Annotated in this window: 21 protein-coding genes; 15 read left to right on the top strand and 6 right to left on the bottom strand. The window is 68.6% G+C overall.

Going from position 1 to position 25,237, the window contains the following annotated elements; all coding sequences use genetic code 11:
• Nucleotides 1-87: 87 nt before the first annotated feature.
• The 10 genes from uvrA to ACFPJ4_RS05150 all read left to right on the top strand — a co-directional run bounded on the left by uvrA (nt 88) and on the right by ACFPJ4_RS05150 (nt 11,597).
• Complete coding sequence (gene uvrA / locus ACFPJ4_RS05195) at nt 88-2,997, top strand: excinuclease ABC subunit UvrA (protein WP_386739218.1); 2,910 nt, start codon at nt 88-90, stop codon at nt 2,995-2,997.
• 67 nt (nt 2,998-3,064) lie between these two features.
• Nucleotides 3,065-5,062, top strand: a complete 1,998-nt coding sequence (gene uvrC, locus ACFPJ4_RS05190) for an excinuclease ABC subunit UvrC (protein ID WP_386739779.1) — start codon at nt 3,065-3,067, stop codon at nt 5,060-5,062.
• A gap of 8 nt (nt 5,063-5,070) precedes the next feature.
• Nucleotides 5,071-5,943, top strand: a complete 873-nt coding sequence (rapZ, locus tag ACFPJ4_RS05185) for an RNase adapter RapZ (RefSeq protein ID WP_386739217.1) — start codon at nt 5,071-5,073, stop codon at nt 5,941-5,943.
• A gap of 30 nt (nt 5,944-5,973) precedes the next feature.
• Nucleotides 5,974-6,948, top strand: coding sequence for a DNA-binding protein WhiA (gene whiA, locus ACFPJ4_RS05180; RefSeq protein ID WP_386739216.1), 975 nt, complete (start codon nt 5,974-5,976; stop codon nt 6,946-6,948).
• A 186-nt stretch (nt 6,949-7,134) separates the two neighbouring features.
• Entirely contained in the window at nt 7,135-7,761 is a 627-nt protein-coding gene (locus ACFPJ4_RS05175; protein ID WP_386739215.1) for a superoxide dismutase, read from the top strand.
• An 89-nt stretch (nt 7,762-7,850) separates the two neighbouring features.
• Complete coding sequence (gene gap, locus ACFPJ4_RS05170) at nt 7,851-8,855, top strand: type I glyceraldehyde-3-phosphate dehydrogenase (RefSeq protein WP_386739214.1); 1,005 nt, start codon at nt 7,851-7,853, stop codon at nt 8,853-8,855.
• Nucleotides 8,856-8,863: 8 nt separating this feature from the next.
• A complete protein-coding gene (locus ACFPJ4_RS05165; RefSeq protein ID WP_386739213.1) occupies nt 8,864-10,078 on the top strand; it encodes a phosphoglycerate kinase in 1,215 nt (404 codons plus the stop codon).
• Complete coding sequence (tpiA, locus tag ACFPJ4_RS05160) at nt 10,069-10,860, top strand: triose-phosphate isomerase (RefSeq protein ID WP_386739212.1); 792 nt, start codon at nt 10,069-10,071, stop codon at nt 10,858-10,860. The genes ACFPJ4_RS05165 and tpiA overlap by 10 nt, the downstream gene beginning before the upstream one ends.
• A gap of 61 nt (nt 10,861-10,921) precedes the next feature.
• Nucleotides 10,922-11,167, top strand: a complete 246-nt coding sequence (gene secG / locus ACFPJ4_RS05155) for a preprotein translocase subunit SecG (RefSeq protein WP_386739211.1) — start codon at nt 10,922-10,924, stop codon at nt 11,165-11,167.
• A gap of 67 nt (nt 11,168-11,234) precedes the next feature.
• The gene (locus ACFPJ4_RS05150; RefSeq protein ID WP_386739210.1) at nt 11,235-11,597 is read left to right on the top strand and encodes an RNA polymerase-binding protein RbpA; all 363 of its coding nucleotides are present in this window, start codon (nt 11,235-11,237) and stop codon (nt 11,595-11,597) included.
• Between the two features lie 47 nt (nt 11,598-11,644).
• On the opposite strand, the gene pgl is transcribed toward ACFPJ4_RS05150, so the two are convergent.
• The 6 genes from pgl to tkt are packed head-to-tail and all read right to left on the bottom strand — an operon-like array spanning nt 11,645 to nt 19,886.
• Entirely contained in the window at nt 11,645-12,448 is an 804-nt protein-coding gene (gene pgl / locus ACFPJ4_RS05145; protein ID WP_386739209.1) for a 6-phosphogluconolactonase, read from the bottom strand.
• Nucleotides 12,445-13,452 carry a glucose-6-phosphate dehydrogenase assembly protein OpcA gene (locus tag ACFPJ4_RS05140; RefSeq protein WP_386739208.1) on the bottom strand — a complete coding sequence of 336 codons (1,008 nt, stop codon included), beginning with the start codon at nt 13,450-13,452 and terminating at the stop codon, nt 12,445-12,447. Before ACFPJ4_RS05140 ends, pgl begins: the two co-directional genes overlap by 4 nt.
• Nucleotides 13,453-13,465: 13 nt before the next feature.
• The gene (gene zwf / locus ACFPJ4_RS05135; protein ID WP_386739207.1) at nt 13,466-15,004 is read right to left on the bottom strand and encodes a glucose-6-phosphate dehydrogenase; all 1,539 of its coding nucleotides are present in this window, start codon (nt 15,002-15,004) and stop codon (nt 13,466-13,468) included.
• A gap of 33 nt (nt 15,005-15,037) precedes the next feature.
• Nucleotides 15,038-16,645: a glucose-6-phosphate isomerase gene (locus ACFPJ4_RS05130; RefSeq protein WP_386739206.1), complete on the bottom strand. Its 1,608-nt coding sequence runs from the start codon at nt 16,643-16,645 to the stop codon at nt 15,038-15,040.
• The gene (gene tal / locus ACFPJ4_RS05125; RefSeq protein ID WP_386739205.1) at nt 16,642-17,751 is read right to left on the bottom strand and encodes a transaldolase; all 1,110 of its coding nucleotides are present in this window, start codon (nt 17,749-17,751) and stop codon (nt 16,642-16,644) included. Before tal ends, ACFPJ4_RS05130 begins: the two co-directional genes overlap by 4 nt.
• A gap of 35 nt (nt 17,752-17,786) precedes the next feature.
• Complete coding sequence (gene tkt / locus ACFPJ4_RS05120; protein ID WP_386739204.1) at nt 17,787-19,886, bottom strand: transketolase; 2,100 nt, start codon at nt 19,884-19,886, stop codon at nt 17,787-17,789.
• 283 nt (nt 19,887-20,169) lie between these two features.
• Between tkt and ACFPJ4_RS05115 the strand changes: the two genes are divergently transcribed.
• From ACFPJ4_RS05115 to ACFPJ4_RS05095, 5 genes are all read left to right on the top strand, one after another.
• A complete protein-coding gene (locus ACFPJ4_RS05115; RefSeq protein WP_386739203.1) occupies nt 20,170-21,126 on the top strand; it encodes a heme o synthase in 957 nt (318 codons plus the stop codon).
• A gap of 10 nt (nt 21,127-21,136) precedes the next feature.
• On the top strand, nt 21,137-22,129 hold the full coding sequence (locus ACFPJ4_RS05110; protein WP_386739202.1) for a COX15/CtaA family protein: 993 nt from the start codon (nt 21,137-21,139) through the stop codon (nt 22,127-22,129).
• 86 nt (nt 22,130-22,215) lie between these two features.
• Nucleotides 22,216-23,634, top strand: a complete 1,419-nt coding sequence (gene sufB / locus ACFPJ4_RS05105; RefSeq protein WP_386739201.1) for a Fe-S cluster assembly protein SufB — start codon at nt 22,216-22,218, stop codon at nt 23,632-23,634.
• Nucleotides 23,635-23,668: 34 nt separating this feature from the next.
• Nucleotides 23,669-24,865 carry a Fe-S cluster assembly protein SufD gene (sufD, locus tag ACFPJ4_RS05100; RefSeq protein WP_386739200.1) on the top strand — a complete coding sequence of 399 codons (1,197 nt, stop codon included), beginning with the start codon at nt 23,669-23,671 and terminating at the stop codon, nt 24,863-24,865.
• Nucleotides 24,862-25,200 carry a non-heme iron oxygenase ferredoxin subunit gene (locus ACFPJ4_RS05095; protein WP_386739199.1) on the top strand — a complete coding sequence of 113 codons (339 nt, stop codon included), beginning with the start codon at nt 24,862-24,864 and terminating at the stop codon, nt 25,198-25,200. Before sufD ends, ACFPJ4_RS05095 begins: the two co-directional genes overlap by 4 nt.
• Nucleotides 25,201-25,237: the final 37 nt, after the last annotated feature.

The raw sequence follows: 25,237 nt of genomic DNA, 5'->3' as shown, positions 1-25,237 counted from the left end.
CCTCGGCCGCCGCCGGAAGTGATCCTCGTCCCCACCGCGTCCGCCGGAAGCGGACGCCCCGGCGCGGATGTCGGTGGCCTCCGTAGAATGGGTTCAGTGTCGATCCAAGCCGTGCCCGCGGGCTCCCAGAAGCTGAGCGTGCGGGGTGCTCGAGTCCACAATCTCAAGAACGTCGACCTCGAGATCCCGCGCGATTCGCTCATCGTGTTCACCGGTCTCTCCGGGTCGGGCAAGTCGTCGCTCGCCTTCGACACGATCTTCGCCGAGGGGCAGCGCCGCTACGTCGAGTCGCTGTCGGCCTACGCCCGGCAGTTCCTGGGGCAGGTCGACCGTCCCGATGTCGACTTCATCGAGGGGCTGAGCCCGGCGGTCTCGATCGACCAGAAGTCGACCAACCGCAACCCGCGGTCGACGGTGGGCACGATCACCGAGATCTACGACTACATGCGCCTGCTCTGGGCCCGCATCGGCATCCCGCACTGCCCGGTCTGCGGCGAGCCGATCCAGCGCCAGACCGTGCAGCAGATCGCCGACCAGCTCATGGAGCTCGAGACCGGCACCCGGTACCAGGTGCTCGCGCCGATGATCTCGCAGAAGAAGGGCGAGTTCGTCGACCTGTTCAAGGAGCTCGCAGCCGGGGGTTACTCGCGCGCGCTGGTCGACGGTGAGCTGATCCAGCTCACCGACCCGCCCGTGCTCAAGAAGCAGGTGAAGCACGACATCTCCGTCGTGGTCGACCGGCTGGTGGCATCCGACGAGCTGTTGACCCGCCTGACCGACTCGATCGAGACCGCCCTCGGGCTGACCGCCGGCCTCGTCATGATCAACTTCATCGATCGCGAGGGGGATGCCGCCTGGCGCACCTTCAGCGAGAAGCTGAGCTGCCCGAACGGCCACCCGATCGCCTTGACCGAGGTCGAGCCGCGCACCTTCTCGTTCAACGCGCCGTTCGGCGCCTGCCCCGAGTGCTCCGGTCTGGGCACCAAGATGGCGGTCGACGGCGAACTGCTCATCGGCGATCCGAGCCTGACGCTCAACGAGGGCGTGGTGCTTCCCTGGAACCAGGGCGGCAAGGGCATGTACAGCTACTTCCAACGCCTGCTCGAGGGGCTGGGCCGTGACCTCGGATTCGATCTCGACACGCCCTGGTCGAAACTCAGCGCCGACGTGCACGAGGCGATCCTCAAGGGCAACGACTTCGAGGTGCAGGTGCAGTGGAAGAACCGCTACGGCCGCACCATGAAGTACTCGACGGGGTTCGAGGGCGTCATGCCCTACATCGAGCGCAAGTACCTCGAGGCCGACAGCGAGTGGACTCAGCAGCGCTATAGCGAGTACCTGCGCGAGATCCCGTGCCCGGTCTGCGACGGGCAGCGGCTCAAGCCCGAGGTGCTCGCCGTGCAGGTGGCGGGCCACAGCATCTCGGCGGTCTCCGAACTGAGCCTGCTCGAGGCTCACGAGTTCATGAACCGGCTCGAGCTGACCCCGCGGGAGGCGAAGATCGCGGCGCAGGTGCTGCGCGAGATCCGACTGCGGCTGGAGTTCCTGCTCGAGGTGGGGCTGAACTACTTGACCATGGCGCGCGCCGCGGCGACGCTGTCGGGCGGGGAGGCCCAGCGCATCCGGCTCGCCACGCAGATCGGGTCGGGTCTCACCGGTGTCCTCTACGTGCTCGACGAGCCGAGCATCGGCCTGCACCAACGCGACAACCGGCGCCTCATCGACACCCTCGTGAAGCTGAAGAACCTCGGCAACACGCTCATCGTGGTCGAGCACGACGAAGACACCATCCGCACGGCCGACTGGATCGTCGACATCGGGCCCGGCGCGGGCGAGCACGGCGGGGTCGTCGTGCACTCCGGCGACTACGCGTCACTGCTCGACAATCATCGCTCGATCACGGGCGACTACATCTCGGGTCGCCGCTCGATCGAACTGCCGAGCACCCGCCGCAAGATCGACAAGAAGCGCCAGATCACGGTCGAAGGCGCGCGGGCCAACAACCTCCAGGACGTCACCGTGAGCTTCCCTCTCGGCACGTTCGTGGCGGTCACGGGGGTGAGCGGATCGGGCAAGTCCAGCCTGGTCAACGACATCCTGTACAAGGTTCTCGCCAACCAGCTCAACGGCGCCAAACAGGTCCCCGGCAAGCACAAGCGCGTCACGGGGCTCGAGCAGCTCGACAAGGTCGTGCACGTCGATCAGGCACCGATCGGACGCACCCCGCGGTCGAACCCGGCGACCTACACGGGCGTCTTCGACCGGATGCGCACCCTGTTCTCCGAGACCATCGAAGCCAAGTCGCGGGGCTATCAGCCCGGTCGCTTCAGCTTCAACGTCAAGGGCGGGCGCTGCGAGAACTGCGCGGGCGACGGCACGATCAAGATCGAGATGAACTTCCTGCCCGACGTGTACGTGGCGTGCGAGGTCTGCGGCGGCAAGCGCTACAACCGCGACACGCTCCAGGTGCACTACAAGGGCAAGAACATCGCCGAGGTGCTCGAGATGTCGATCAGCGAAGCGGCGGAGTTCTTCGAGCCGATCCAGGCCATCCACCGTTACCTGAAGACCCTCGTCGACGTCGGTCTCGGCTACGTGCGACTCGGGCAGAGCGCGACGACGCTCTCCGGCGGTGAGGCGCAGCGGGTCAAGCTCGCGACCGAGCTGCAGAAGCGCTCCACCGGGCGCACCGTGTACGTGCTCGACGAGCCGACTACCGGTCTGCACTTCGAAGACGTGCGCAAGCTGCTGCTCGTGCTCAACGGCCTGGTCGACAAGGGCAACACGGTGATCGTGATCGAGCACAACCTCGACGTGATCAAGTCGGCCGACTGGGTGATCGACCTCGGCCCGGAGGGCGGATCCGGGGGAGGAGAGGTGCTCGCCACCGGCTCGCCCGAGCAGCTGGCGAAGGTGCCCGAGAGCCACACCGGGCGCTTCCTCGCCGAACTGCTCGAGGCGGAATCCGCGGGACAGGGCCGCCGGAAGGCCGGCTGAGGTGGCCGGAGTCGTCGAGGGCCGCACGGCGGGCGGCACCGGACCGGGCGGCCGTGCCTCCAGCGGCCTGACCGGACGGGTAGGGCGCCCCAGCCGAGCGTCCGATCCCAGCGATTGGAAGCCGAAGTCCGGAGAGATCCCCACGCAGCCGGGCGTGTACCGCTTCCGCGACGCGACGGGACGCGTCATCTACGTCGGCAAGGCGATCAACCTGCGCCAGCGCCTGAGCAACTACTTCCAGCCCCTCCGCAGCCTGCATCAGCGCACCCGGCACATGGTGCTGAGCGCCAACCAGGTGGAGTGGACGGTCGTCGGCAGCGACTTCGAGGCGCTGCAACTCGAGTACACCTGGATCAAGGAGTTCGACCCGCCGTACAACGTCAAGTTCCGCGATGACAAGACCTACCCCTATCTGGCCCTGACCATGGCCGACGAGGCCCCGCGGGTCATGGTGACCCGCAACCACCGCATTCCGGGGGCCCGCTACTTCGGCCCCTATCCGAAGATCTGGGCCGTGCGCGAGACCATCGAACTGATGGTGAAGGCCTTTCCGATCCGCACCTGCTCCGACTCGAGCTACGCGCGGGCGATGGCGACCGGCCGGCCCTGCTTCCCCGGGCAGATCGGACGATGCGGCGGCCCATGCTCGCAGAAGGTCACGATCGAGCAGCACCGCGAGATCGTCGAGCAGTTCGCGACCTTCATGGCCAGTCACGATCGCCGGATCATCACCCGGCTGCAACGCGAGATGAAGGATGCCGCGACGGCCTTCGACTACGAGCAGGCCGCGATCCTGCGCGATCGCATCCAGGCCCTCGAGAACGTGCTCGAGAAGAGCGCGGTCGTGCTGCCGGACAGCGTCGACACCGACGTGTTCGGCATCGAGGAGGACGAGCTGGCAGCGGCGGTCCAGCAGTTCGTCGTGCGCGGGGGCCGGGTGCGCGGCGTGCGCAGCTGGATCGTCGACAAAGAACTCGACGTGACGACCGGCGAGCTGGTCGAACAGATGCTCGAGAGCGCATATGAGTCCGAGCCGCCGCCGCGCGAGATCATCGTTCCCGCCCTTCCCGACGACGCGAGCGCGCTCGAGACCTGGCTCGCGGCGATGCGGCCCCGCGGGGGAGCGGTGTCGCTGCGGACCGCGCAGCGCGGCGACAAGGCGGCGGTGCTGCAGACCGCGACCCTCAACGCCAAACAGTCCCTCATGCTCTACAAGACCCGGCGATCGGCCGACTACGTGTCGCGCACCCAGGCCCTCAACGACATCCAGGATGCCCTGGGCCTGCCCGAGGCGCCGCTGCGGATGGAGTGCTACGACGTCTCGCACCTCGGGGGGACCAACATCGTCGCCTCGATGGTGGTCTTCGAAGATGGACTGCCCAAGAAGAGCGCGTACCGCAAGTTCGCGGTGCCGGGTTACGCCGACGACCTCGAGGCGATCCGACAGGTGCTCACCCGTCGGCTGGCCCACCTCGAAGACGACGAGATCTCGGGCGTCGAAGAGGATCTCGAGCACGCGGCGGCCGACGCCGCGACCGACGTGGAACTCGGCGAAGAAGCCGGCACGGCGGCCGCCCGCCGACGCCGCCGGTTTGCCTACCGCCCCGGCCTGATCATCGTCGACGGCGGGCAGCCGCAGGTCGAGGCGGCGGCGCGCACGCTCGCCGAACTGGGCATCGACGACGTGCCGATCTGCGGGATCGCGAAGCGTCTGGAGGAGATCTGGCTGCCGGGCAACGACTTCCCTGTCATCCTGCCCCGCAACAGCGAGGCGCTCTTCATGCTCCAGCGGATCCGTGATGAGGCGCACCGCTTCGCGATCACCTTCCAGCGGGCGAAGCGCAAGAACGACATCGGGTCGGTGCTCGCCGACATCCCCGGGCTCGGCCCGGCCCGGGTCAAGGAGCTGCTGCGTCACTTCGGCTCGGTCAAGCGGCTCAAGGCGGCGACGGCACTCGAGATCGGCGAGGTGCGCGGCATCGGGCCGGCCCTCGCCTCCGTCATCGTCGCTAGGCTGAAGCCATCCTCTGGCGATCCGGTCGAGGAGCAGCAGACGGACGAGTGACCCCGCAGATGAGCGACAGCGTGAGACGCGAGATGCTGGTCGTCACGGGCATGTCCGGGGCCGGACGGTCGACCGTGGGCAACGCCCTCGAAGACCTCGGCTGGTACGTGGTCGACAACCTCCCGCCGCAGATGCTGCGGCCGATGGTCGAGCTCTCGGAGCACAGCGGCGACGCGATTCCGAAGGTCGCCGCGATCGTCGACGTGCGCGGCGGCAAGCTGTTCGCCGACGTGCAGGAGGCGCTGGAGTCCCTGCGCCACAACGGGAGCGTGCGCGTCCTCTTCCTCGATGCGACGGATGCCGCGCTGGTGCGGCGCTTCGAGCAGGTGCGGCGCCCGCATCCGCTTCAGGGCGACGGCACGCTGCTCGACGGGATCACCGAGGAGCGCGCTCGCATGGGCGAGCTGCGATCGCAGAGCGACCTCGTGCTCGACACCTCGGATCTCAACATCCATCAACTGGCGACGGCCATCGGCGAGCAGTTCTCCGATGACGCGGGCAACGCGACCAGGGTCACCGTGCTGAGCTTCGGATTCAAGTACGGGCTCCCCTCCGACGCCGATCTGGTCGCCGACGCCCGGTTCCTGCCCAATCCGTTCTGGATTCCCGAACTGCGGCCTCAGACCGGCCTCGACGAAGAGGTACGGGAGTTCGTTCTGGAACAGAAGGGTGCTCTCGAGTTCATCGACGCCTACGCGGCGGCCCTCGCGCCGGTGCTCGACGGGTACCGTCGAGAGAACAAGCGGCACGCTACGATCGCTGTGGGGTGCACCGGCGGCAAGCACCGTTCGGTCGCCGTCGTAGAAGAACTGGCTCGCCGTCTGCGCGAGCTGCCGGGCGTCACCGTGAACGTGCGCCACCGGGACCTCGGACGCGAATGACGCGGCCGGCATGAGAAGAAGGAAGACCGCGTGGCATTGACCGCCGACGTCAAAGAAGAGCTCGCCGGTGTCGAGGTCGGCAAGACGACGGTGCGCGCCGCGGAGCTCGCGGCACTGCTGCGTTTCTCGGGCGGACTCCACATCATCTCGGGCAGGATCGCCGTCGAATCCGAACTCGACTCGCCCCAGATCGCACGTCGGGTTCGCAAAGACCTGGCGGAGCTGTACGGCGTGCGCAGCGAGGTCTCCGTCATCTCCGGCAGCAATCTTCGGCGCACCAGCACCTACCTCGTGCGGGTGATGGACGGGGGAGAGACGCTCGCCCGGCAGACCGGTCTGCTCGATGCGCGACGGCGGCCCGTGCGCGGCCTGCCCAATCGACTGACCACCGGATCGCGTGAAGAGCTCGCCGCCGTCTGGCGTGGCGCGTTCCTGGCCCACGGCTCCCTGACCGATCCCGGTCGCTCCGCGGCTCTCGAGGTCACCTGCCCCGGCAACGAGTCGGCGATGGCCCTCGTCGGTGCAGCCGGACGGCTGAAGATCTCCGCCAAGGCACGTGAGGTGCGCGGGGTGCACCGGGTCGTGATCCGCGACGGCGAGGCGATCGGCGCGATGCTCAAGCTCATGGGCGCCGAACGCAGCCTCGGCGCGTGGGAGGAGATGCGCCAGCGCCGCGAAGTGCGCGCCACCGCGAACCGCCTGGTCAACTTCGACGACGCCAACCTGCGCCGCTCGGCCCAAGCCGCCGTCGCCGCCTGCGCCCGCGTCGAGCGCGCCCTCGAACTGCTCGGGGACGACGTGCCCGAACATCTGCGCTACGCGGGCGAGCTGCGGCTGCGGTTCCGCGACTCGAGCCTGGACGAACTCGGCCACCACGCCGACCCGCCGATGACGAAGGATGCGGTGGCCGGCCGCATCCGCCGCCTGCTGGCCATGGCCGACAAGCACGCCGCCGACCACGGCCTTCCGGGCACCGACCACGGTCTTCCCGACGATCTGGACTGAGCCAACCTGTGCGCCGCCGCTCCTGCGGCGCACCCGCTCCGCGCGACGTCCACGCCGCCGCAGCGTCGATCCGCAGCTCGCGGGAAGGAGCGGGACATCCGCTCGGTTGCGGTCAATAGACTGATTCAGTCACCCCGCGTGGCCACATGATTCCGCCTCCGGGGACCAACCGCTAGGAGAAAATCGATGGCTGACTACACGCTTCCCGAACTTCCGTACGACTACGCCGCCCTCGAGCCGCACATCAGCGCGAAGATCATGGAGCTCCACCACGACAAGCACCATGCGGCCTACGTCGCGGGTGCGAACACCGCGCTGCAGCAGATGGCCGAGGCCCGAGACTCCGGCAACCTGGGCAACATCAACAAGCTCGAGAAGGACCTCGCCTTCCACCTCGGCGGCCACGTCAATCACTCGATCTTCTGGACCAACCTCTCGCCCGACGGCGGCGACAAGCCGGTCGGCGAACTCGCCGCGGCGATCGACGACGGCTTCGGCTCGTTCGACAAGTTCATGGCGCACTTCACGGCCGCGGCGATGGGTCTGCAGGGCTCCGGCTGGGCCGTGCTGTCGTGGGACCCGCTGGGCAAGCAGCTCATCATCCAGCAGCTCTTCGACCAGCAGGCCAACACCGCGCAGGCGACGGTCCCGGTGCTCCAGCTGGACATGTGGGAGCACGCGTTCTACCTCGACTACCTCAACGTCAAGGCCGACTACGTGAAGGCGTTCTGGAACATCGCGAACTGGGAGAATGCGGGACTCCGCTTCACCACCGCGCGCGAGAAGACCGAGGGCCTGCTGCTACTGTCGTAGGGGCATTGCGGCCGGGGTCGACCCCGGCCGCCGCCTCTCCCACCACAACAATTTCCGGCGCTGCCACCGCGCCACAGCAAGGAGTCACTGTGTCTGTCAAGATCGGGATCAACGGCTTCGGCCGGATCGGTCGCAACTACTTCCGCGCCGCCCTGGCTCAGGGCAGCGAGCTCGAACTGGTCGCGGTCAACGACCTCACCGACCCCAAGACCCTTGCTCACCTCCTGAAGTACGACTCGATCGCCGGCAAGCTCGACGCCGAGGTGTCGGTCGACGGCGACAGCATCGTCGTCAACGGCAAGCGCATCAAGGTGCTGGCCGACCGCGACCCCGCCAACCTCCCGTGGGGAGAGCTCGGCGTCGACATCGTCATCGAGTCGACCGGCTTCTTCACCAACGCCGACAAGGCGCGCGCCCACATCACCGCCGGCGCCAAGAAGGTGCTGATCTCGGCTCCCGCCACGAACGAGGACGCGACCTTCGTCATCGGCGTCAACGAGAAGAACTACGACCCCGCGACGCACCACATCATCTCGAACGCGTCCTGCACGACGAACAGCCTCGCGCCGCTCGCCAAGGTGTTCAACGACAAGTTCGGTATCGAGCGCGGCCTCATGACCACGGTTCACGCTTACACCGCCGACCAGAACCTGCAGGACGGTCCGCACAGCGACCTGCGTCGTGCCCGCGCCGCCGCGCTCAGCATCATCCCCACCTCGAGTGGTGCCGCCAAGGCCATCGGCCTCGTGCTGCCCGAGCTCAACGGCAAGCTCGACGGCTACGCCCTGCGCGTGCCGGTGCCCACCGGCTCGATCACGGACCTCACGCTCACGACCAAGTCGGCCGTGACCGTCGACGAGATCAAGGCCGCCTACAAGGAGGCTGCGGAGGGCCCCCTCAAGGGCATCCTCGAGTACACCGAGGACGAGATCGTCTCGCACGACATCGTCGGCAACCCGCACTCGTCGATCTTCGACGCGGGTCTCGTGCGGGTGCTGGGAGACCAGGTCAAGATCTCGGCCTGGTACGACAACGAGTGGGGCTTCTCGAACCGCCTCGTGGAGTTGGCCGAACTCGTCGCCGCCAAGCTGTAGCCGCCGCAATGGCTCTGCGCACCATCGAGTCGCTGGGCGATCTGTCCGGCAAACGGGTCATCGTCCGATGCGACCTGAACGTTCCGCTCGAGGCGGGCACGATCACCGATGACGGACGTATCCGTGCGTCGGTCGGCACGATCCAGGAGCTGACTCGCGCCGGCGCGAAGGTCATCGCGATCTCGCACCTGGGGCGACCCGACGGCACGCCCGACCCGAAGTACAGCCTCGCCCCGGTCGCGAGCCGACTGGGCGAACTGCTCGGCGCGCAGGTGGCCTTCGCGGGGGACACCATCGGTGACGTGGCGCGCGACGTCGCGCAGGGGCTCGAGCCGGGCCAGGTGGCCCTTCTCGAGAACCTGCGCTTCAACGCCGACGAGACCTCGAAAGACCCCGAGCGCCGCGAGGCCTTCGCCAAGGCCCTCGCGGCATTCGGCGACGCCTTCGTCTCCGACGGATTCGGGGTCGTGCATCGCAAGCAGGCCAGCGTCTACGAGCTCGCGCAGCTGCTGCCCTCGGCGGCGGGCCGCCTCGTGCAGACCGAACTGGGTGTGCTCGAGCGACTCACGCGCGATCCGGCGAAGCCCTACACCGTGGTGCTCGGCGGCTCGAAGGTCAGCGACAAGCTCGGTGTCATCGACGCCCTGCTTCCCAAGGTCGACCAGCTGCTGATCGGCGGGGGGATGCTGTTCACCTTCCTCGCCGCGCAGGGGCACGCGATCGGCAAGAGCCTTCTCGATGCCGAACAACTCGACACGGTGCGCGGGTACCTGAGCGAGGCCGCCGAACGCGGCGTCGAGCTCGTGCTGCCGACCGACGTCGTCGTGGCGTCGCGCTTCGCTGCCGACGCCGACCATGTGGTCGCCGCCGCCGACGCCATCGAGAGCACGCCGTTCGGCGCCGATGGACTCGGCCTCGACATCGGCCCCGAGACCGCGACTCACTTCGCGGAGCTCATCGAGAGCTCGGCGACGGTGTTCTGGAACGGACCGATGGGCGTCTTCGAACTCGAGCCGTTCGCGGCGGGCACGAAGGCGGTCGCCGAGGCGCTCACCAAGGTGACGGGTCTCGGTGTGGTCGGCGGCGGCGATTCCGCGGCCGCCGTGCGGCAGCTCGGATTCCACGACGACCAGTTCGGTCACGTCTCGACCGGCGGCGGCGCCAGCCTCGAATTCCTCGAGGGCAAAGAACTCCCCGGCCTGGAGGTACTCGGATGGCAGTGAACGGCAGAACCCCGCTGATTGCGGGCAACTGGAAGATGAACCTCGACCATCTGCAGTCGATCGCCTTCGTGCAGAAGCTCGCGTGGACCCTCAAGGACGCGCGTCACGACACGGGCGACGTCGAGGTCGCGGTCTTCCCGCCGTTCACCGACCTGCGCTCGGTGCAGACCCTGGTGAACTCCGACGACCTCCCCATCGCCTTCGGCGGCCAGGACCTGTCGGAGCACGACAGCGGCGCGTACACGGGCGAGATCTCGGGCGCCTTCCTGAAGGCGCTCGACGCGCGGTACGTCATCATCGGACACTCGGAGCGCCGTCAGTACCACGGCGAGACCGATGAGCAGATCGCGGCGAAGCTCACCGCCGCCCATCGGCACGGTCTCGTGCCGATCGTGTGCGTGGGGGAGACGGCTGAGGACCTCGAGACCCACGGTCCCAGTGCCGTTCCGGTCGCGCAGCTGCGCATCGCCCTGGGCGGCGCGAGCAAGGGCCAGGAGGTCGTCGTGGCCTACGAGCCGGTCTGGGCGATCGGCTCCGGTCAGGCCGCCACGAGCGAGCAGGCCCAGCAGGTGGCCGCGGCCCTGCGCGCCGTCGTCGCCGAGGTGCTCGGCGACGAGGCGGCAGCCGCCACCCGCATCCTCTACGGCGGCTCGGTCAAGGCCTCCAACATCGCCGGTTTCATGCGCGAGGCCGACGTCGACGGAGCCCTCGTCGGCGGTGCGAGCCTGCTGCTGGACGAGTTCTCGAGCATCGTCCGCTTCCGGCAGCACGTCGGTACCTGAGGCGTCACGCCCCCTGACGTATACTGAACGCCGGTCGTCAGACTGGATCGAAAGGCTTCCCGTGGAAATTCTCCAGGTCATCGTGCAGGTGATCCTCGGCATCACCAGCTTGCTGCTGACGCTGCTGATCCTGCTGCACCGCGGTCGTGGTGGCGGCCTCTCGGACATGTTCGGCGGCGGGGTGACCTCCAACCTGGGCGCGTCGGGCGTCGCGGAGCGCAACCTCAACCGCATCACGGTCATCCTCGGTCTCGTCTGGCTTTCCAGCATCGTGGTTCTCGGTCTGATCGTCCGCTTCGCCGGTTGACCCGGCGGCGTTCCGCTTCGCCGATTCGATCGGCGACCATCATCGAATTCGCAGGCTAGGGAGCAACGTGGCATCAGGTGGCAGCGCGATCCGAGGATCGCGCGTCGGATCCGGTCCGATGGGTGAGCAGGACCGCGGGTACCACGCGGACCGCGTGGCGATCTCGTACTGGGATGCGCTCGGCAACGAGACGGTCCGGTACTTCGCCGCGAACCTGCCCGACGAAGAGATCCCCGAGACCATCGACAGCCCCAACTCGGGCCTGCCGGCCGGTCGCGACAAGGACAATCCGCCTCAGTTGGCCAAGATGGAGCCGTACAAGACCCACCTGGCCTACGTCAAGGAGCGCCGTTCCGAGAAGGAAGCGGAGCAGCTTCTCGACGAGGCGCTCGAGCAGTTGCGCGCCCGTCGGGGCACGGCCGCCAAGTAGCCGCGCGCGATCGCCGATCTCTTCGGCGGTCGCGAAGTGCTCCCGGACTAGCGCTCCGAGTTGTCGTCCGCCGACGTCCAGTAGTACGACGGCGCGATCAGGTTCTCGGGCACCTCGGCGGCGGCTTCCTTGTCGACGAAGAAGACCGTGCGCTTGCGCCCCTCGGCGCCGGCCGCCGGCACGTCGTTGACGTTCGCGCCGGCGAGGGCGAGACCGAGCGCCGACGCCTTGTCCGCACCCGCCAGCACGAGCCAGACCCGGTCGGAGGAGTTGATCACCGGCAGCGTCAGGCTCAGACGCTCCGCGGGAGGCTTGGGAGAGGCCGTCTCGGCGACCACGACCCGTTCGGTCTCACGCACGGCGGGGTGGTCGGGGAACAGGGAGGCGATGTGACCGTCCGGCCCGACACCGAGGAAGGTCACGTCGAAGCGCGGGTAGCGGGCGCCGTCGATCGCGGCATCCGCGAGCACCTGCTCGAAGTAGCGGGCCGCCTGTTCGATGTCCGGCTGGTCGCCGGGCGCCGGGAACGACTTGATCTGGGCGGCATCCAGCTGTAAGTGGTCGAGAAGGGCCGCGCGCGACTGGGTGTCGTTGCGGTCGGGGTCGCCGAGCGGCAGGTAGCGCTCATCGCCCCACCAGAAGGTGATGCGGCTCCAGTCGACGCTGTCCCGCGCGGGCGAACTGTTGATCGCCGCGAGCACGGCCGAGCCCATGGTCCCGCCGGTCAGACAGACATTCGCCTCACCGAGGTCGTCGAGCACGTCGATGATCTTCGTGATGAACCGTGCGGCGACGCTCCCCGCCAGGGCCTCCTTGTCGGGGTGGACCAGCACCCGCCGTTCGTTGCTCACTTCGCCCTCCCGGCGGAGGCGTCGCCGAGCGGCGTGGCCGTCTCACGAGGCTTCGCCGGGTGACGGGCCGGCGCTCCCAGCTCCGAGACGCCGCGCTGCACCACGTCACCGAAAAGATCGTCCGGGTCGAGACGCCGCAGCTCCTCCGCGAGGCAGTCGCGCAGATTGCGCCGCGGCAGCGAGATGTCGTGCGTCGGCTGGTTGGGCTGGATGAGGGTGGCCACGTTGGGAAGGATACGCTCCAGGTCGATCGGTCCCGATGCCCGCTCGAGGCGCACCCCGTGGATGCCGCTGGAGCCGTGGCCGGGACTCGTGATCTCCATCGAGACCTTCACCTCGAGTGCCAGCTGCAGCCATGCGGCCAGCAGCTCGGTCGAGGGGGAGTCGGACGAACCGCTCACCGTCACAGCGGTCACGGGCTCGAACGGCGGCTGGTCGAGCACCGCTGCGAGCTGCGCGCGCCACAGGGTGAGGCGGGTCCAGGCGAAGTCGGTATCGCCGGGGGCGTAGTGCGAGCCCAGGTCCTTGAGAGCCTGGACGGGGTTGGCGGCTTCGGCCGCATCCGTGATCCGGCGCTGAGCGATCTTGCCGAGCGGCGACGCGCTGGGGCGGGCGGGGGCGTGGCTCGGCCACCAGACCACGACCGGCGCGTCCGGCAGCAGGAGGCTCGTGACGAGCCCCTCCTCGTCGGATGCGGTGTCGCCGTAGGCGCGCAGCACGATGACCTCGCTGGCGCCCGCATCACCGCCGACGCGGATCTGGGCGTCGAGGCGGGAGTCGTCCTTCGCGGTGCCGTCGATGCTCTTCGACAGCACGATGACGCGCATCGGATGCTCGCGAGAGGCGTCGTTGGCGGCCTCGATGGCCTCCTCTTCCTCGCCGAGCGGCGTCGCGATCACGAGAGTGAGCACGCGGCCGAGTGCGACGGCGCCACCCTCCTCGCGGATCTTGACGAGAGCCTTCGACACGGCACTCGTGGTGGTGTCGGGCAGATCGACGATCACAGCGTCCTCCAGTTCACGGCCGTCTCCAGACGCGTCCATCGCGCGCCAGGAGCTCATCGGCCGACGAGGGTCCCCAGGTGCCCGGCTTGTACTGCTCGGGCTGCCCGAGGGTCGTCCAGTACTCCTCGATCGGGTCGAGGATCTTCCAGCTCAGCTCCACCTCCTGGTGGCGGGGGAACAGCGGCGGATCCCCGAGCAGCACGTCGAGGATCAACCGCTCGTAGGCCTCCGGGCTGGCTTCGGTGAAGGCGTGCCCGTACCCGAAGTCCATCGTGACGTCGCGCACCTGCATGCCGGCACCCGGAACCTTCGACCCGAAGCGGATCGTCACGCCCTCATCGGGCTGCACCCGGATGACGAGCGCGTTCTGGCCGAGGGCCGAGGTCTGGCTCTCGGCGAACAGGTACTGCGGGGCGCGCTTGAAGACGACGGCGATCTCGGTCACCCGTCGGCCGAGGCGCTTGCCGGCGCGCAGGTAGAACGGCACACCCGCCCAGCGCCGCGTGTTGATACCGAGCTTGAGCGCGGCATAGGTCTCGGTCGTCGAGACCGGGCTCATGCCGTCCTCGTCGAGGAAGCCGAGCACCTTCTCGCCACCCTGCCACCCCGCCGAGTACTGGCCGCGCGCGGTCGCGGTGCTCAGGTCATCCGGAAGGTGCACGGCCGAGAGCACCTTCTCCTTCTCGGCACGCAGGTCGGCGGCGTCGAACGACACCGGCTCCTCCATCGCGGTCAGGGCGAGCAGCTGCAGGAGGTGGTTCTGGATGACGTCGCGTGCCGCGCCGATGCCGTCGTAGTACCCGGCCCGGCCGCCGACCCCGATGTCCTCGGCCATCGTGATCTGCACGTGGTCGACGTAGTTGGCGTTCCAGATCGGTTCGTAGAGCTGGTTCGCGAACCGCAGGGCGAGGATGTTCTGAACCGTCTCCTTGCCCAGGTAGTGGTCGATGCGGAACACCGCGTCGGGCGGGAAAACCGACTCCACGACGTCATTGAGCTCGCGCGCGGTCGTCAGGTCGGAGCCGAACGGCTTCTCGATGACCACGCGACGCCACTGCCCGTCGGCCGGTTCCGCCAGGCCGGAGCGCCGCAGCTGCTCGGTCACCTGCGGGAACGACTTCGGCGGGATCGAGAGGTAGAACGCGTGGTTGCCCATCGTTCCGCGGTTCTCGTCGAGCTCCCGGATGGTGGTCGTGAGCCGATCGAAGGCCGCGTCGTCGTCGAACTCGCCCTGGACGAAACGGATGCCCTGCTTCAGCTGGGCCCAGACGTCCTCATCGAAGGGGGTGCGGGCATAGGTCTTGACCGCCTCGTAGACGACCTTCTCGAAGTCCTGGTCGACCCAGTCGCGCCGGGCGAACCCGACGAGGGCGAAGCCGGGGGGCAGCAGACCGCGGTTGGCGAGGTCGTAGACCGCCGGCATCAGCTTCTTGCGCGACAGGTCGCCGGTGACGCCGAAGATGACGAGACCGCTCGGTCCGGCGATCCGGTTGAGCCGTCGGTCCGACGGCGAACGCAGCGGGTTGAAATCCTGGGTGATCTGGACGGGCATGGTTCTCCTCGACCGTTCGCGTGCCGGTGTGGTTCAGCCGATCGCGGCGGTGATCGCGGCGGCGCCGGCGGCGACGTCGCGCAGGGTGAGGGTCAGAACCGGGCGACCGTGCTCCGCGAGCACGCTCGCATCGCCCGCCGCCTGGGCCTGGATGAGCTGACCGAAGGTGAACGGGCGGTCCGGGATCGCGAGATCGTGCGTCTCGTCCGGCTGCGCCGTGATCTGCAGGAACACCCCGACCGCGGGCCCGCCCTTGTGGTACTGACCGGTGGAGTGCAGGAAGCGCGGACCCCAGCCGAAGGTCACGGGCCGGGCGGACTTCGCCGCGAAGACGTCCCGTAGGGCGGCGAACTCGGGGTGGTGCACCCGGTCGAGGTAGGCCTGCAGCGAGACGTAACCATCGGGTCCGAGCTGCGCCAGCAGGGCGCCGATCGCTCCCGAGAGGGTGTGCTCGGCGAGCTCGAGGCCGCCCGCGACGCGCACCTCCACACCGCTGTCGTCGACGAAGAGCGGCTCCGTCGGCTCCGGACGGGCGTCCAGCAGGCCGCGGGCCGCGATCTTGGCGGACTCGACGTCGGGCTGGTCGAAGGGGTTGATGCCGAGCAGGCGACCGGCGACCGCGGTGGCGTACTCCCACACCAGCATCTGGCCACCGAGGCTGCCGGAGATCTCGATCTCGCCCTCGCGCACCTCGCGGGTGTCGTCCTCGTCCCCGACGAGACGGATGATCTGCAGATCGGGCAGGTTCAGACCGAGCTCGGGGGAGTCGGTGTCGAGCACGACCGGCAGAATGCCTTTGCCATCCTTACCGGTGGACTCGGCGATGAGCTGCTCGGCCCAGTCGGCGAAGCCGACGATGTAGGTGCCGTCCGCGACGATTCCGAGCTTGTCCTTCAGCGGCACGGTTCCGGCGATCGCCGCGCCGAGCACCAGGCCCGGGTTGTCGGGGGTGTCGAGCGCCAGCGTCAGCTCCATGGACTGCGCCTCGTCGAGCAGGTTGCGGATGTCGACGCCCGCGAGCCCGCTCGGCACGAGCCCGAAGGCGGTCAGCGCCGAATAGCGCCCCCCGACGTTCGGATCGGCGTTGAACACCGTGTAACCGTCCGCCCGGGCCGACACGTCGAGCGGCGATCCGGGGTCGGTGACGACCACGATGCGCTCGATCGGGTCGATCCCCGCGTCGCGGAAGGCCTTCTCGTAGACGCGCTTCTGGCTGTCGGTCTCGACCGTGGAACCGGACTTCGACGAGATGACGACCGCGGTCTGCGCCAGCCGGTCCTCGAGCGCCGCACGTACCTGGCCGGGATCCGTCGAGTCGAGCACGGTCAGAGCGACGCCGTAGGTCTGGGTGATGACCTCGGGTGCGAGCGAGGAGCCGCCCATCCCCCCGAGCACGATGTGCTTCACTCCGCGGGCGTGGAGCGTGTCGCGCAGAGCGAGGATCGGCTCCACGAGCGCGTCCGAGATCGCGACGGCCTCGGTCCACCCGAGGCGCTTCGCCGACTCCTCCTCGGCGGCGGGTCCCCACAGGCTGGGGTCGAGGGTGGTGATCCCGCTCGCCACCCCGTCGGCCACGAGCTGCGGGACCAGGCGGGCGACGGCCTCGCCGGCCGCGCCGGTCGCGTGCACGCGTACGGTCACTTCGCCGCCTCCAGCGCCGCCGCGACCGTGTCGAGCAGCTCGCCCCACGAGACGATGAACTTCTCGACGCCCTCCTTCTCGAGCAGCGCCGTCACGTCGTCGTAGTCGACGCCAACGGCGGCGAGCTCGTCGAGCACCTTCTGCGCGTCGGCGTACGAGCCCGTCACGGCGTCGCCGTGCAGCGGGGCGTGGTCGAAGGTCGCCTCGAGCGTCTTCTCGGGCATCGTGTTGACGACGCCGGCGACGGCCAACTCGGTGACGTAGAGCGTGTCGGGCAGGGCCGGGTCCTTGACGCCGGTCGACGCCCACAGCGGGCGCTGCTTGTTGGCGCCGGCGGCGAGCAGCGCCTGCGCGCGATCGCTCGCGAACTCCTGCTCGAACAGCTGGTAGGCCAGCTGGGCGTTCGCGATGCCGGCGCGGCTCTTCAGCGCCAGCGCGGCATCCGTTCCGATGACCTCGAGCCGCTTGTCGATCTCGGTGTCGACCCGCGACACGAAGAACGAGGCGACCGACTCGATGGTCGACAGATCGATGCCGGCGGCCTGCGCCTGCTCGAGTCCGCTCAGGTAGGCGTCGATGACCGCCTTGTGGCGATCGAGGCTGAAGATCAGGGTCACGTTGACGCTGATCCCCTTGGCGATCGTGGCCGTGATGGCCTCGAGGCCCTCGACCGTCGCGGGGATCTTGATCATCGCGTTGGGCTTGGAGACCTTCGCCCAGAGCTGCTCGGCCTGGGCGATCGTGCCCGCGGCGTCGTGCGCCAGTCCCGGCTCGACCTCGATCGAGACGCGACCGTCGACGCCGTTCGATGCGGCATAGACGGGGGCGAAGATGTCGCATCCGTCGGCGACGTCGCTCGTCGTGATCTCGAAGACGGCGTCGTGCACGCTCGTGCCCTTGGCCGCGAGTTCGGCGACCACCGCGTCGTAGGCGTTCCCCTTGGCGAGGGCCGAGGCGAAGATGGTCGGGTTCGTGGTCACGCCGACCACGTTCCTCTCGTCGATGAGCTTCTGGAGGGAGCCCGACTCGATGCGCTCCCGGGAGAGGTCGTCGAGCCAGATGCTCACGCCGATCGCGGAGAGTTCTGCGGTTCTGCTGTCTGCCATGATCTTGGTTCCTGGTCTGTCGTGGTGGCTGAAGCTCAGGCCGCGGCCGCGGCGATGGTGTCTTTCACGGCGGCGATGGTCGCCTCCGTCGTGATGCCGAACTTGCTGTACAGGGTCTTGTAGTCGGCCGACGCACCGAAGTGCTCGATCGAGATGCTGCGCCCGGCGTCGCCGACGAACGGCCTCCAGGTGAGCGCGAGGCCCGCCTCGATCGACACGCGGGCCTTGATCGCCGCCGGGAGGACCGACTCGTGGTACTCGGCCGACTGCTCCTCGAACCACTCCTGGCACGGCACCGACACGACGCGCGCGTTGATCCCCTCGGCCTTGAGCCTCTCGCGGGCGTCGACGGCGATCTGCACCTCGGAACCCGACGACAGCAGGATCACGTCGGGCGTTCCGCTCGGCGCCTCGGCGAGCACGTAGGCCCCCTTGGCCACATTGCTGGCCGACGCGAAGATGTCACCCGACGCGTCTCCCGTGCCGCGTTCGAACACCGGGAGGTTCTGACGGCTCAGGGCGATGCCGGCGGGGCCTCCCCGGCGCTGCAGGATGTTCAGCCAGGCGTAAGCCGTCTCGTTGGCATCGGCGGGACGCACGATGTCGAGCTGGGGGATCGCCCGCAGAGCCGTCAGCTGCTCGACCGGCTGGTGCGTCGGGCCGTCTTCGCCGAGAGCGACGGAGTCGTGAGTCCAGACGAAGATCGACGGCACCTTCATGAGCGCCGCGAGGCGGACCGCGGGACGCATGTAGTCGCTGAAGATGAGGAAGGTTCCACCGTAGGCACGGGTCTTGCCGTGCAGCACGATCCCGTTGAGGATCGCGCCCATCGCGTGCTCGCGGATGCCGAAGTGCAGGGTGCGCCCGTACGGGTTGCCGGTCCACTCGTGAGTGGAGTGCTCGCTCGGGATGAACGACTGCGCGCCCTCGATCGTGGTGTTGTTCGACTCGGCGAGGTCGGCCGATCCGCCCCACAGCTCCGGGATCACCGGGCCGAGCGCGTTGAGGACCTTACCGCTCGCGGCGCGCGTCGAGAGGTCCTTGCCCGCCTCGAACACGGGGAGAGCCGCCTCGACCCCGTCCGGCAGTGCGCCGGTCTCGAGCCGGTCGAAGAGGGCCTTCTTCTCGGGGTTGGCGGCGGCCCAGGCGTCGAACTCCTTCTGCCAGGCGGCGTGCGCTTCGGCTCCGCGTTCGACGGCCTTGCGGGTGTGCTCGATGACCTCGGGCGCGACCACGAAGTTCTGCGCCGGGTCGAATCCCAGCACCTCCTTCACGGCGGCCAGCTCGTCGGCGCCGAGGGCCGAACCGTGGATCTTGCCGGTGTTCTGCTTCTTCGGCGACGGCCATCCGATGATGGTCTTCACGATGATGAGCGACGGCTTGTCGCTGACCGCCTTGGCCGCCTCGATCGCATCGAACAGGCCCTGCTTGTCTTCGACGTACACGCCGGTCTTCTTGAAGTCGACCGTCTGCACATGCCAGCCGTACGCCTCGTAACGGGCCGCGACATCCTCGCTCAGGGCGATGTTGGTGTCGTCCTCGATCGAGATCTGGTTGCTGTCGTAGAACGCGATCAGGTTGCCGAGCTTCTGGTGCCCGGCCAGCGAGCTGGCCTCGCTCGTCACGCCCTCCTCGATGTCGCCGTCGCCGGCGATCGCGTAGATGTAGTGGTCGAACGGGCTCGTGCCGGGGGCGGCATCCGGGTCGAACAGGCCGCGCTCGAACCGTTGGGCGTAGGCGAATCCGACCGCCGAGGAGAGGCCCTGCCCGAGCGGGCCGGTCGTGATCTCGACGCCGGCGGTGTGGCCGTACTCGGGGTGGCCGGGGGTCAGCGACCCCCAGGTGCGCAGCGCCTCGAGGTCGCCCAGTTCGAGACCGTAGCCGCCGAAGTAGAGCTGGATGTACTGCGTCAGCGAGCTGTGACCCACCGAGAGCACGAAGCGGTCCCGGCCGATCCAGTCGTTGTCGTGCGGATCGCGCCGCATGACCTTCTGGAACAGCAGATAGGCGAGAGGGGCGAGGCTCATCGCGGTTCCCGGATGCCCGTTCCCGACTTTCTCGACGGCATCCGCCGCGAGGATCCGAGCCGTGTCCACGGCCTTGTCGTCCAGGTCATCCCAGGAAAGTGTTGCCACGTGCGTGTCGCCCTTTCGATGCTTGGCGGGACAGAGACGGCCCCGGCAGGAAGCTGCTCACCGATGCGACGTCATCGGCTCACCGCGGGCAGCCCGAAATCGTCAAGGGGACGATGAGGGGGAATGCGGCCGCGGTCGGCGAGCACCACCAGCATAGCGATGACGGTCTTCACCCCGCGCGATCGTGCGCGGGCCTGGTGGCAACGCGGTACTCCGGTCGGAGGACGACCGCCCGCCGACCGTCGCCTAGACTCGACGGGTACCCCGAACAGTCTGAGGAGCCATGCAGGGAGCCGTCTCGATCCCCGCCGAACGCGCAGTTCCGCAACGGTCGCCGGGCCTCGGTGGTCGCTTCCTTCGCAAGTCGGCCGCCTACATCGCGCTGACGAAGCCCCGCGTGATCGAACTGCTCCTGGTCACGACGGCGCCCGTGATGGTCCTGGCCGCCCACGGCATCCCCAACCTGTGGCTCGTGCTCGCCACCCTGGTCGGCGGCAGCTTCAGCGCCGCCTCGGCCAACGCGTTCAACTGCTACATCGACCGCGACATCGACCGGGTCATGAAGCGCACGCAGAACCGCCCGCTGGTCACCGGCGCGCTGAAGGACGGCGAGGCGCTCGCCTTCGCGTGGATCACCGGCGCGGTCTCGATCGCGTGGCTGTGGTTCTTGACGACGCCGCTCGCCGCGGTGCTGTCGCTGCTTGCGATCGCCTTCTACGTGCTCGTCTACACGCTGATCCTCAAGCGCCGCACCCCGCAGAACATCGTGTGGGGCGGCGCCGCGGGCTGCATGCCGGTGCTGATCGGCTGGGCGGCGGTGACCGGGTCCCTCAGCTGGGCGCCCGTCATCCTGTTCGGCATCGTGTTCCTCTGGACTCCACCGCACTACTGGCCGCTCTCCATGCGCTACAAAGACGACTACGCCTCGGTCAACGTGCCGATGCTCGCCGTCGTCAAGGGGCGTCAGACGGTCGGCCTCCAGGTGGTGCTCTACGCCTGGGCCACGGTCGCGTGCTCGCTGCTGCTCATCCCCGTGGCCCCGATGGGCGTGCTGTATGCGGTGGTCGCGGTGCTCGGGGGCGCCTGGTTCCTGCTCGAATCGCACCGGCTGTACTCGCACGCCATCCGAGCCGGCGAGGTGAAGCCGATGCGGGTGTTCCACGCGAGCATCACCTACCTCACGCTCGTCTTCCTCGCGGTCGGGCTCGACCCGCTGCTGCATCTGCCCATCCCGTTCTGACGAGAAGGCCATGACGACACCTTTCGGTTGGCTCTCCCAGCGCGTGACGCTGAGCCCGCGCGCGCTGCGCTGGGGCACCACGGCGGCGCTCGTCGTGAGCGTCCTGATCGTGCTCGGCGGGGGAGTGGTGCGCGTCACCGGGTCCGGGCTCGGCTGCCCGAGCTGGCCGAACTGCGAGGGGTCGTCGATCGCTCCGGTCCCGGCCCTCGGAATCCACGGGGTGATCGAGTTCAGCAATCGGATGCTGACCACGGTGCTGATCTTCGCGGTCGGCTGGGCGATCGTCGCCGCGCGACTGCAGGGCGGCCCGCAGCGCGCGGGCGCCGCTCGCACCGACGACCGGATGCTGACCCGTCTGGCCTGGTCGATGTTCTGGCTCGTCGTGCTCAACGCGGTGGCCGGCGGGATCACCGTTCTGGTCAAGCTCAACCCCTGGGTCGTCGCGCTGCACTTCGTGCTCGCGATGGCGCTGCTCGCGACGGCGACGCTGACCTGGCACCGGGCTCGCTGGCAGGGCCGGCCGGGGCACGTCACCGCCCCGGGACCGCGGCGGTTGGCATGGCTACTGCTCGCCGGGACGGCGGCCCTCGTCGTGATCGGGACCCTCGTCTCGGGTTCCGGACCGCACTCGGGCGACAGCGCCGACGTGCCGCGGATGGGCCTCGACTGGACGGCCGTCGTGCTCGCGCACGCCGCCCTGGCGATCGTCGTGATCCTCCTCGCGGTCGGCCTGCTGCTCGTACTGCGCCGCGATCCGGATGCCGCCCTCGCCCGCCGCACCACGCTGGTGTTCCTCGCGGTGCTGCTGGCCCAGGGCGTGGTGGGCGGTGTGCAGTCGCTGATCGGGATCCCCGCCGTGCTGGTCGCCCTGCACCTGCTGGGCGCCGCCCTGGTCTGGGTGGGCGCGATCCGGGTCCTCCTCGACGTCGAACCGCGCCTGTTCGCGGGGCGGACCGCCTCGAACGACGCACGTCCTTCGGCGAGCCTCGCCCCGCGCCTGTAGACTCGACAGCAGATTTTCACGCAACGGCGCGTGCCAGAATGCCGGTCCGAGCGGAATGGTTCGCAGCGGCAGAGAGAAGGTAGCCCATGTCCGACGTGCTGATCGATCGTCCCGAGCTCTCCGGCCTCGGCCAATACGAGTTCGGCTGGTCCGACTCCGACGCGGCCGGCTCCTCGGCTCGACGCGGGCTCTCCGAGCAGGTCGTCTCCGACATCTCCGCGCTCAAGAGCGAGCCGGAGTGGATGCTCAAGAACCGGCTCAAGGCCCTCAAGATCTTCGGCATGAAGCCGATGCCGACCTGGGGCGCCGACCTCACCGGCATCGACTTCGACAACATCAAGTACTTCGTGCGCTCGACCGAGAAGCAGGCGACCTCGTGGGAGGAGCTGCCGGAAGAGATCAAGAACACCTACGAGAAGCTCGGCATCCCCGAGGCGGAGCGTCAGCGGCTCGTGGCCGGGGTCGCGGCCCAGTACGAGTCCGAGGTCGTGTACCACCAGATCCGCGAAGACCTCGAGGCGCAGGGCGTCATCTTCATGGACACCGACACGGCGCTGCGCGAGCACCCCGAGATCTTCCAGGAGTACTTCGGCACCGTCATCCCGTCCGGCGACAACAAGTTCGCCGCCCTCAACACGGCGGTCTGGTCGGGCGGCTCGTTCGTCTACGTGCCGAAGGGCGTGCGGGTCGAGATCCCGCTGCAGGCCTACTTCCGCATCAACACCGAGAACATGGGCCAGTTCGAGCGGACGCTGATCATCGCCGACGAGGGCTCCTACGTGCACTACATCGAGGGCTGCACCGCCCCGATCTACAAGTCGGACTCCCTGCACTCGGCGGTCGTCGAGATCATCGTCAAGAAGAACGCCCGCGTGCGCTACACGACGATCCAGAACTGGTCGAACAACGTCTACAACCTGGTCACCAAGCGGGCGATCGCCCACGAGGGCGCGACCATGGAGTGGATCGACGGCAACATCGGCTCCAAGGTCACGATGAAGTACCCGTCGATCTACCTCGTCGGCGAGCACGCCAAGGGCGAGACGCTCTCGGTCGCCTTCGCCGGCCCCGGTCAGCACCAGGATGCCGGCGCCAAGATGATCCACATGGCGCCGTACACGACGTCGTCGATCGTCTCCAAGTCGATCGCCCGCGGCGGAGGCCGTGCCGGCTACCGCGGCGAGGTGCGGGTCGCCGAGAACGCGCACCACTCGGCGAACACCGTGCGCTGCGACGCCCTCCTGGTCGACACGATCTCGCGGTCCGACACCTATCCATCGATCGACATCCGCGTCGACGACGTGCAGCTGGGTCACGAGGCGACCGTCTCGCGCGTCAGCGAGGAGCAGCTGTTCTACCTGATGTCGCGCGGCATGCCCGAGGACGAGGCCATGGCCATGATCGTCCGCGGCTTCATCGAGCCGATCGCGCGCGAGCTGCCGATGGAATACGCCCTCGAACTCAACAAGCTCATCGAGATGAGCATGGAAGGCAGCGTCGGATGACCGCCCGCCGCGCGCCGAAAGGACCAGCACGCTAGTGGCCACGTCACTCGACGCTCCCGACACCACCGCCGAGCGTCTCGGCATCCGCGCGCACAGCGATGGCGCACCGGTTCACATCGGCACGGCTCCCGTGCAGACCCGATCCGAGCGTTTCGCCTCGGTGAACCACGCCGACTTCCCGGCCGTCACGGGATTCGAGGCGGAGTGGAAGCTCTCGCCGGTCGATCGCCTGCGCCCGCTCATCGACGGTGAACTCGACGGCGCGCCCTACGCGATCCTCTTCCCCGAGGTCGAGGGCACCACGGTCGAGTGGATCGACCGCACGGATGCCCGGATCGGCTCGGCCGGCACGCCGGAGGAGCGGGCCGCCGCCAACGCCTGGACCCACTTCGAGAAGGCCCTGCACATCGACGTCGCGGGCGAGGTGACGACGGCGCTGACCATCACGCGCGGCAGCCTGGGCGACACCCCCCGCGCCGCGCACACCCTCATCACGGCGCAGCCGCAAAGCAGCGGCCTGGTCGTGCTCGACAGCCGCGGCGGGGCCTCGCTCACCGAGAACGTCGAGATCGTGCTGGGCGACCAGGCGCAGCTCACGGTGGTGAGCCTGCAGGAGTGGGACGCCGACGCCCTGCATCTGGCCAGCCACTTCGCGAAGGTCGGCCGCAACGCCCGGCTGCGACACTTCGTCGTCTCGCTCGGCGGCAGCGTCGTACGGATCGACCCCTCGGCTCATCTGGCCGCCGAGGGCGCCGATGCCGAGCTGTTCGGCGTCTACTTCGCCGACGCCGGTCAGCACCTCGAACAGCGGGTCTTCGTGCACCACGACGCCCCGCATTCCCGCTCACGGGTCAGCTACAAGGGCGCGCTCAACGGCGAGGGGGCACGCACGGTCTGGGTCGGCGACGTGCTGATCGCGCCGACCGCCCCGGGCACCGACAGCTACGAGCAGAACCGCAACCTGGTGCTGAGCGACGGCACGCGCGCCGACTCGATCCCCAACCTCGAGATCCAGACCGGCGACATCCTGGGGGCCGGGCACGCCAGCGCCACGGGCCGTTTCGACGACGAGCACCTCTTCTACCTGCAGTCCCGCGGGATCAGCGAAGAGGAGGCCCGCCGCCTGGTCGTGCTCGGGTTCCTCAGCGAGATCGTGCAGAAGATCGGCGAGCCCGCCCTCGAGGCCCGGCTGCAGGCCGCCCTCGAAGTCGAACTGGGGGGAGCGCGATGAGCGAGACCACCTCCGGCACACGCGTCTTCGCGCTGACCGAACTCGATCCCGGCACCGCCAAGAAGGTCGTGCTCGACGGCATCGCCATCGCGGTCGTGCGGGATTCCGGTGGTCAGGTGCACGCCATCGGCGACACCTGCACGCACGGCGACATCTCGCTCAGCGAGGGATTCGTCGAAGAGGATTCGATCGAGTGCTGGGCCCACGGCTCGGCGTTCGGCCTCGCCGACGGCAAGCCCCGCACCCTTCCGGCCTATGAGCCGGTTCCGGTCTTCGCGGTCGAGGTCATCGACGGCGACATCTACGTCGACCCGAGCACCCGGCTCGCGGTCTGATCCACCTGCGTCGCCGCGCGACGCTCCGACGAATCGA

The organism is Lysinimonas soli, assembly GCF_042655435.1.
Lineage (GTDB): Bacteria > Actinomycetota > Actinomycetes > Actinomycetales > Microbacteriaceae > Lysinimonas > Lysinimonas soli.
Note: the sequence above shows the minus strand (reverse complement) of the source record. Positions and strands in the feature narration are given on the sequence as shown.

Coding starts and splice junctions, on each gene's coding strand:
- uvrA (WP_386739218.1), top strand. CDS start 88: ATGGGTTCAGTGTCGATCCAAGCCGTGCCCGCGGGCTCCCAGAAGCTG.
- zwf (WP_386739207.1), bottom strand. CDS start 15,004: ATGCCCGTCCAGATCACCCAGGATTTCAACCCGCTGCGTTCGCCGTCG.
- tal (WP_386739205.1), bottom strand. CDS start 17,751: ATGGCAGACAGCAGAACCGCAGAACTCTCCGCGATCGGCGTGAGCATC.
- ACFPJ4_RS05165 (WP_386739213.1), top strand. CDS start 8,864: ATGGCTCTGCGCACCATCGAGTCGCTGGGCGATCTGTCCGGCAAACGG.
- rapZ (WP_386739217.1), top strand. CDS start 5,071: ATGAGCGACAGCGTGAGACGCGAGATGCTGGTCGTCACGGGCATGTCC.
- tpiA (WP_386739212.1), top strand. CDS start 10,069: ATGGCAGTGAACGGCAGAACCCCGCTGATTGCGGGCAACTGGAAGATG.
- sufB (WP_386739201.1), top strand. CDS start 22,216: ATGTCCGACGTGCTGATCGATCGTCCCGAGCTCTCCGGCCTCGGCCAA.
- ACFPJ4_RS05115 (WP_386739203.1), top strand. CDS start 20,170: ATGCAGGGAGCCGTCTCGATCCCCGCCGAACGCGCAGTTCCGCAACGG.
- ACFPJ4_RS05110 (WP_386739202.1), top strand. CDS start 21,137: ATGACGACACCTTTCGGTTGGCTCTCCCAGCGCGTGACGCTGAGCCCG.
- ACFPJ4_RS05095 (WP_386739199.1), top strand. CDS start 24,862: ATGAGCGAGACCACCTCCGGCACACGCGTCTTCGCGCTGACCGAACTC.
- ACFPJ4_RS05175 (WP_386739215.1), top strand. CDS start 7,135: ATGGCTGACTACACGCTTCCCGAACTTCCGTACGACTACGCCGCCCTC.